Source organism: Streptomyces sp. NPDC007346, from assembly GCF_040703535.1.
Lineage (GTDB): Bacteria > Actinomycetota > Actinomycetes > Streptomycetales > Streptomycetaceae > Streptomyces.
In genome coordinates, this window is the sequence record NZ_JBEYKR010000085.1 from 23,084 (window position 1) to 30,309 (window position 7,226).

Below are 7,226 nucleotides of genomic sequence, written 5' to 3' on the forward strand. Positions count from 1 at the left end.
GACGGCTTCATGCGGGCGCTCCCCCGGGCCTGCGCCGCAGCATCCACAGGAAGAACGGGCCGCCGGTCAGGGCCGTGAGGACGCCGACCGGGATGTCCTGCGGGGCGGCGAGCGTGCGGGCGGCCAGGTCGGCGAGGACCAGGAAGACCGCTCCCCCGAGCGCGACGACCGGCAGGAGCGCGCGGTGCGAGGCGCCGACCGCCATCCGGGCCATGTGCGGGACCATCAGGCCGACGAACCCGATCGCCCCGCTGAAGGCGACGAGCGCCCCGGTCATGAGCGAGGCGAGGACGAAGACGGCGGCCCGGAAGCGGGCGGTGTCCAGGCCCAGTACGGTCGCGCCCTCCTCCCCCACCAGGAGCAGGTCGAGCGGGCGCGCCAGGGTCAGGAGTACGGCCGTGCCGGCGACCAGGGCGACGGCGGGGATCGCGAGCATGTCCCAGCGGGCCGCGCCGAGGCCGCCGAGGGTCCAGTAGAGGACTTCCTGGAGGTGGTCGGCGCGGGCGGAGGTGACCAGGATCAGGCTGGTGAGCGCGGAGAGGATGTAGGAGACGGCGACCCCGGCGAGGACGAGCCGGTTGGTGGTGAGGCCCCCTCCGCCGCGCGCCAGGGTGTAGACGAGCAGCAGCGAGAGCAGCGCGCCGACGAAGGCCGCGGCGGGGATCGTGACGGTGGTGGCGAGGGAGGCGCCGATGCCGAGGACGATCACCAGGACCGCGCCGGTGGAGGCTCCGGAGGAGACGCCGAGGAGGAACGGGTCGGCCAGCTGGTTGCGTACGAGGGCCTGGAGGACCGTGCCGATGACGGCGAGTCCGGCGCCGACGACGGTGCCGAGGATGACCCGGGGCAGCCGCACGTCGAGGACGATCGTGCGGAACGGGCTCGCCTCCGCCCGCCCGGTCAGGATGGAGAGCACCTGGTCGGGCGGGATGCGGACGGAGCCGAGGGCGAGGGCGGCGACCACGGCGGCTGCGAGGAGTACGGCGAGGACGCCGACGACCAGGGTGTAGCGCAGCAGCCGCCGCGGTGCGGGGGCGCGGCAGGTCACGGGGTGGTGGCCGCCGGGTGGAGCTGGGCCGCGAGCTTGTCGACGGCGGCGGGGACGCGGACGCCGAGGACCGCGTCGGAGAGCGGCATGACCGCGAACCGCTTGTTCTTGATGGCGGGGACGTCGGCGAGGGCCGGGTCGGTGAGGAGGCGCTTCTTCTTCTGTTCGACGGTGGTGGAGCCGTAGTCGTAGATCACGATCGCCTCGGGCTTGCGGGCGACGACGTTCTCCCAGGAGGCGTCGCCGAAGGCCTTGTCCAGGTCGGCGAAGACGTTGGTGCCGCCGGCCCGCTTGATCAGCTCGTTGCCGATGCCCTTGCCGCCCGCGGTGAAGGCGGTCTTGTCGCCGCTGTCGTAGACGAAGACGGGGAGGGGCTCGAGGTCCTTGAGCTTCTCGGCGGTGGCGGCGTTGTCGGCCTTCGCCTGCTCGACCCAGGCCTCGGCGCGGTCGCTGACGCCGAAGGTGCGGCCGACCTCGCGGATCTCCTCGTAGAGGGTCTCCATCGGGGTGTCGGCCTTGGCGCAGCTCTCGATGTTGAGCCGGGTCTCGACGCCGGACTTCTTCAGCGCCTCGCGGCCGCGGCCGTCGCCCGCGGCGAAGGCGCTGGCGTAGCCGCCGTAGACGAAGTCGGGGTCGGCGGCGAGGACCTGCTCGTAGGAGGGGTACTCCTTGGCGATGACCGGGACGGAGGCGTAGTCCTCGGCGTACTTCGGCAGGACCTGGTCGTCGAGGTAGGCGGTGCCGACGAGGGACTTGGCCAGGCCCAGTTCCAGCATGATCTCGGTGACGTGCTGGTTCATGGTGACCACGCGCTTCGGCGGGGCCTTGTACGTGGTGGTGACACCGCAGTTGGTGACGGTGTACGGGAAGCCGTCGCTCTTCGCCGAGGCCTTGTCCCCGGTGGCGTCGTCGCCGTCCGGGGTGGAGCAGGCGGTGAGGGCGAGCGGGAGCAGCACGGCGGCGGCTATGAGCGCGGGGGTGCGCCGGGACATGGCGGGGCCTCTCCGGGGGATTTCCGCGTCCCCTGGTCGATGCGGGAAGGCAGCGGGCCAGTTCCTGGCTTCCGGGCCGCCCTCCGGCGCGGAGGGTCCGCGGGGGAGGGGGCCCGGTCACAGTGGCGGGACCGTGCCGGATTCGCACCGGCTTCCTGGTTCCCGCTGCCTTGTGTTCGGGTCTGGGGTGCAGTGTGCCAGACCCGTTCCGCGGCTTTGCGAGGCGGTGTCCGGAGGGCGGCGCGGGGGCCGCCGGGAGGGTGCCCGGTGGTCAGTACGCCTCGACGACCTGCACTTCTTCCTCGGTGATCTCGCCGTCCACGATGCGGTAGGAGCGGAACTGGAAGGGGCCCGCGCCGTCGATGTCGGCGGTGGAGACCAGGACGTAGTGGGCGCCGGGCTCGTTGGCGTACGTCACGTCGGTGCGGGAGGGGTAGGCCTCGGTGGCCGTGTGCGAGTGGTAGATGATCACGGGGTCCTCGTCGCGGTCGTCCAGCTCGCGGTACAGCTTGAGCAGGTCGCCGGAGTCGAACTCGTAGAACGTGGGCGAGCGGGCGGCGTTGAGCATCGGGATGAAGCGCTCGGGGCGCCCCGTGCCGGCCGGGCCCGCCACCACGCCGCACGCCTCGTCGGGGTGGTCGGCTCTGGAGTGGGCGACGATCTGGTCGTGGAGCGCCTGGGTGATGGTCAGCATGGCGCCAGGATAGGCATGCGGCCCTCCGCGTACCGGTGGGTGGTACGGAGAGGGCCGCATGGTGGACACGCCGGGGCCGTGGGGGGGGCGGCCGGGCGGTCCGGGAGGAGGGTGGTCGTGGGCCCGGTGGGTGGCCGGGCCCGCCCTCGGGGTCGGCGGGTGGGCCCGGTGGCCGGGCCCGCCCTTTCGGTCTCAGCGCCTGACGAAGGCGGTGTTCTCCGGGTCGCGCGACCTGAGCACCAGGTAGGAGACGCCGAGGACGAGCGCCCAGAGCGGGGCGCAGTAGAGCGAGATCCTGGCGTCCTTGTCGATCGCCATCATCACGATGACCATGCCGATGAAGGCGAGCGCGAACCAGCTGGTGTACGGGGCGCCGGGGGCCTTGAACGACGACTGCGGGAGCAGGCCCCGGTCGGCGAGGCGGCGGTAGCGGATCTGGCTGAAGAGGATCATGATCCAGGCCCACATGCCGGAGATGGTGGCGAAGGAGACGACGTAGTTGAACGCCTCTCCGGGCCACTGGTAGTTGATCCAGACGCCGACGAGCATCAGGGCGGCGGAGAAGGTGGTGCCGGTGAGCGGCAGGCCGTTCCTCGTCAGCCTGGTGAAGGCGCGGGGGCCCTGTCCGTTCATGGCCAGGTCGCGGAGCATACGGCCGGTGGAGTACATGCCGGAGTTGCAGGAGGAGAGCGCCGCGGTCAGGACGACGAAGTTGACGACGGCGGCGCCGATGCCGAGCCCCATCTCCTCGAAGGCCTTCACGAACGGCGAGACGCCCGGCTTGAAGGTGGACCACGGCACGACCGACAGGATCATGATCAGCGCGCCGACGTAGAAGACGGCGATGCGCCACGGCACGGTGTTGATGGCCTTGGGCAGGACGGTCCTGGGGTCCTTGGACTCGCCGGCGGTGACGCCGACGAGTTCGACGGCGAGGAAGGCGAACATGACGATCTGGAGCGTCATGAGCATTCCGCTGAGGCCGTTGGGGAAGAAGCCGCCGTTGTTCCAGAGGTTGGAGACGGTCGCGGTGTCACCGGCGTCGGAGAAGCCGATCGTCAGGACGCCGGCGCAGATGAGGATCATGCCGACGATCGCGGTGACCTTGACCATGGAGAACCAGAACTCCAGCTCGCCGAAGAGCTTCACGGAGATCAGGTTCGCGCCGTACAGAATGACGGTGAAGGCGAGTGCGGACAGCCACTGGGGAATGTTCCACCAGTACGTCATATAGGTGGCGGCGGCGGTGACTTCGGTGATTCCGGTGACGACCCAGAACAGCCAGTACGTCCAGCCGGTCACGAATCCGAAGAAGGGCCCGATGAATTCGCGGGCGTACTCCGAGAAGGAGCCGGAAACCGGGCGGTACATGAGGAGTTCGCCCAGGGCCCGCATGATGAAGAAGATGACCAGGCCCGCGAGGACATAGGCCAGGATGAGGCTGGGTCCGGCCCGGTCGATCGCTTTGCCCGCGCCGAGGAAGAGTCCGGTGCCGATGGCTCCGCCGATGGCGATCATCTGGATCTGGCGGGCTCCCAGGCCTCGCTGGTACCCCTCGCCACCGGTCACGGTCTCCCCGGAGGCCGCGCCGGGCCTTCCGCGGTCGTCCTGTCCCTCGTCGACCTGTGCCGATGTCATGTGTGGTGCGCCTTTCTCCACGCCGATCCGCGCCCGCACGGCCGCGGATCAGGTCCTGATCCCCCCGGATATGGATGGAGTGCCACCGGCGTTCGGCCGGCTTGTGGCGACCCCCGGGGACAGGGGTGGCGTCCTCGGGCGGTCGTGAAGATTTATCACGACCGTCACAGGACACCATGAGACATTCTGTGGCGCACGCCACAGGGAAAAGCGGACGAGAAACTCCATCCGCCATGAAAGGCGCTTATGTCTTGGGGGGATCATTACCCGGATCTGAGCGTCCGTTGAGCGAACGGAGTACACCCGGGGGCCGACGCGGGGCGGCTACGGCATCAGTGTTTCGACGAGTGTTTCCTGGAGTGCGCCGAGCCACAGGTAAGCCATCACCATGGGCTTGCGCGGGTCGCTGTCGGGGAGCCGGTAGAGCGAACCGTCCTCGCCCCCGTCCTCGTCGGAGACCTCCAGCCGGGTGCCGATGGTGAGCCGCAGGTCGTTGAGCGAGCCGAGCCAGGCGCGGCACTCGTCGGCCGTGAGGGTGAGCACGGCACCGCCGTCCCCGCCGGCCGAGAGCGCGTCCAGCGTCCGCACGACGGCGAGGGCGTCCTCGCGCTTGCGGGAGCGCAGGTCGTTCTCGGTGAAGCGGCGGAACTCGGCGGACAGCTCCCGCACCTCCTCCTCCGACTTGCCGGCCTCCGCGGTCAGCTCGTCGGGGCCCCCGTAGGCGTCCGGGAAGAGCCGGGCCAGGGCCGGGTCCGCGGGCGGCTTGCTGGGCCCCTCGGCGAAGAGCGCGGCGAGCGGGTCGTCGCCGTCGGCGGGCGTGTCGCCCGGACCGATCAGTTCGAGCAGCTGCACGGCGAGGGAGCGCAGGATCGAGATCTCGACCTCGTCGAGTGCGACGGCCGCGCCGCCGCCCGGGGTGGCCTCGAAATGGCCGGCCATGGATTCTCCGATGGTGGGTCGAACGGGGCAGGTGGCGGGGCGGGTCAAGCCCTGGGGGTGGCCGGGGCCTCTAGTTCCGGTCCTGGGTGAGGGTGGCCCACAGCCCGTAACCGTGCATGGCCTGGACGTCGCGCTCCATCTCCTCGCGGCTCCCGCTGGAGACGACGGCGCGGCCCTTCTGGTGCACGTCCAGCATGAGCTTGTGCGCCTTGTCCTTGGAGTAGCCGAAGTAGGCCTGGAAGACGTAGGTCACGTAGCTCATGAGATTGACCGGGTCGTTGTGGACGAGCGTCACCCACGGGACGTCGGGCTCGGGGACCGCGAAGGTCTCCTCGGCCGAATCAGGACGTTCGATCTCTACGGGGGTAGCAACGCTCACCTGTCCCATGCTGCCACCCGGGCGGCCCCGGCGCACAAACGGACCCCACATCTCGTCAGTTTGACGAATAGGGGGTAGCATCCCAGCCATGAACTCAGCGGACCTCGGGCGACGGGTCGGCGTTCCGTCGACCGCGCTCTTCACCGACCAGTACGAGCTGACCATGGTGCAGGCGGCCCTCAAGGCGGGCACCGCCGGCCGGCACTCGGTCTTCGAGGCGTTCACCCGCCGGCTGCCCGAGGGGCGGCGGTACGGGGTCGTCGCGGGCACCGGGCGGGTGCTGGACGCGGTGGAGAACTTCCACTTCGACGACGAGATCATCGGCTTCCTGCGCCAGCAGCGCATCGTCGACGAGCCGACCCTGCGATGGCTGGCGGACTACCGCTTCAGCGGTGACATCTGGGGCTACCCGGAGGGCGAGGTGTACTTCCCGGGCTCGCCGATCCTGCGGGTGGAGGGCTCCTTCGCCGAGTGCGTGCTGCTGGAGACGGTGATCCTTTCCATCCTCAACCACGACTCCGCCATCGCGGCGGCGGCCTCGCGCATGTCGGCCGCCGCCGGGGGCCGCCGGCTGATCGAGATGGGGGCGCGGCGGACGCACGAGCTGTCGGCCGTGGCCTCGGCGCGTGCGGCGTACGTCGGCGGGTTCGACGCCACCTCCGACCTGGCGGCCGGCTTCCGCTACGGGATCCCGACCGTGGGCACCAGCGCGCACGCCTTCACCCTGCTGCACGACACCGAGCGGGACGCGTTCCGGGCCCAGGTGGACTCGCTGGGGCGGGGCACCACGCTGCTGGTCGACACGTACGACGTGACCGAGGCGGTGCGGGCGGCGGTGGAGATCGCGGGCACCGGGCTCGGAGCCGTACGGATCGACTCCGGGGACCTGCTGCTGGTCGCGCACCGGGTGCGGCAGCAGCTGGACGAGCTGGGGGCGACGGGGACGAAGATCGTGGTGACCTCGGACCTGGACGAGTACGCCATCGCCTCGCTGGCCGCCGCGCCGGTGGACGCGTACGGGGTCGGCACCCAGCTGGTCACCGGGAGCGGGCACCCCACGTGCTCGATGGTCTACAAGCTGGTGGCGCGGGCCGGGTCGACGGAGCCGGATGCCCCGCTGGTGCCGGTGGCGAAGAAGTCGCTGGGGGCGAAGTCGTCGAAGGGCGGTCGCAAGTGGGCGGCGCGCCGGACCGACGAGCACGGGGTCGCCGAGGCCGAGGTGATCGGCACCGGGGCGGTGCCGGAGGAGCTGGCGGGGCGGGAGCTGCTGGTGGAGCTGGTGCGGGGCGGGGAGGTGGTGGCCCGGGAGCCGTTGGAGGCGGCTCGGGAGCGGCATGTCGTGGCGCGGGGCGGGTTGCCGATGTCCGCGATGCAGTTGTCCCGGGGGGAGCCGGTGCTCGGGACGGAGCACGTGTGAGGCCGGGGGCGTCCGGGGGGCCGGGGGCGTCCGGGGGGCCGGGGGCGTCCGGGGGCCGCTTCGTCCGCAAGCGCCGCGCGGGGGGGGGGGGGGCCCGGACGGGGCGGGAGATGGGAAGC

Annotated in this window: 7 protein-coding genes and 1 riboswitch; of the genes, 1 reads left to right on the plus strand and 6 read right to left on the minus strand. The window is 71.1% G+C overall.

Going from position 1 to position 7,226, the window contains the following annotated elements; genetic code table 11:
• Nucleotides 1–7: 7 nt before the first annotated feature.
• From AB0917_RS21745 to clpS, 6 genes are all read right to left on the minus strand, one after another.
• The gene (locus AB0917_RS21745; RefSeq protein ID WP_366821262.1) at nt 8–1,048 is read right to left on the minus strand and encodes an iron ABC transporter permease; all 1,041 of its coding nucleotides are present in this window, start codon (nt 1,046–1,048) and stop codon (nt 8–10) included.
• Nucleotides 1,045–2,040 carry an ABC transporter substrate-binding protein gene (locus AB0917_RS21750; protein ID WP_366821263.1) on the minus strand — a complete coding sequence of 332 codons (996 nt, stop codon included), beginning with the start codon at nt 2,038–2,040 and terminating at the stop codon, nt 1,045–1,047. Before AB0917_RS21750 ends, AB0917_RS21745 begins: the two co-directional genes overlap by 4 nt.
• Nucleotides 2,041–2,098: 58 nt before the next feature.
• Nucleotides 2,099–2,201, minus strand: a riboswitch (cobalamin riboswitch).
• 110 nt (nt 2,202–2,311) lie between these two features.
• Entirely contained in the window at nt 2,312–2,734 is a 423-nt protein-coding gene (locus AB0917_RS21755) for a M67 family metallopeptidase (RefSeq protein ID WP_366821264.1), read from the minus strand.
• 192 nt (nt 2,735–2,926) lie between these two features.
• Nucleotides 2,927–4,372 (minus strand): amino acid permease, encoded by a 1,446-nt coding sequence (locus AB0917_RS21760; RefSeq protein WP_366821265.1) that lies wholly within the window; start codon nt 4,370–4,372, stop codon nt 2,927–2,929.
• 324 nt (nt 4,373–4,696) lie between these two features.
• Nucleotides 4,697–5,311, minus strand: a complete 615-nt coding sequence (locus tag AB0917_RS21765) for a DUF2017 domain-containing protein (protein WP_366821266.1) — start codon at nt 5,309–5,311, stop codon at nt 4,697–4,699.
• 70 nt (nt 5,312–5,381) lie between these two features.
• On the minus strand, nt 5,382–5,699 hold the full coding sequence (gene clpS / locus AB0917_RS21770) for an ATP-dependent Clp protease adapter ClpS (protein WP_030567742.1): 318 nt from the start codon (nt 5,697–5,699) through the stop codon (nt 5,382–5,384).
• A gap of 79 nt (nt 5,700–5,778) precedes the next feature.
• Between clpS and AB0917_RS21775 the strand changes: the two genes are divergently transcribed.
• Nucleotides 5,779–7,107 (plus strand): nicotinate phosphoribosyltransferase, encoded by a 1,329-nt coding sequence (locus tag AB0917_RS21775; protein WP_366821267.1) that lies wholly within the window; start codon nt 5,779–5,781, stop codon nt 7,105–7,107.
• The last annotated feature ends 119 nt before the right edge of the window (nt 7,108–7,226 follow it).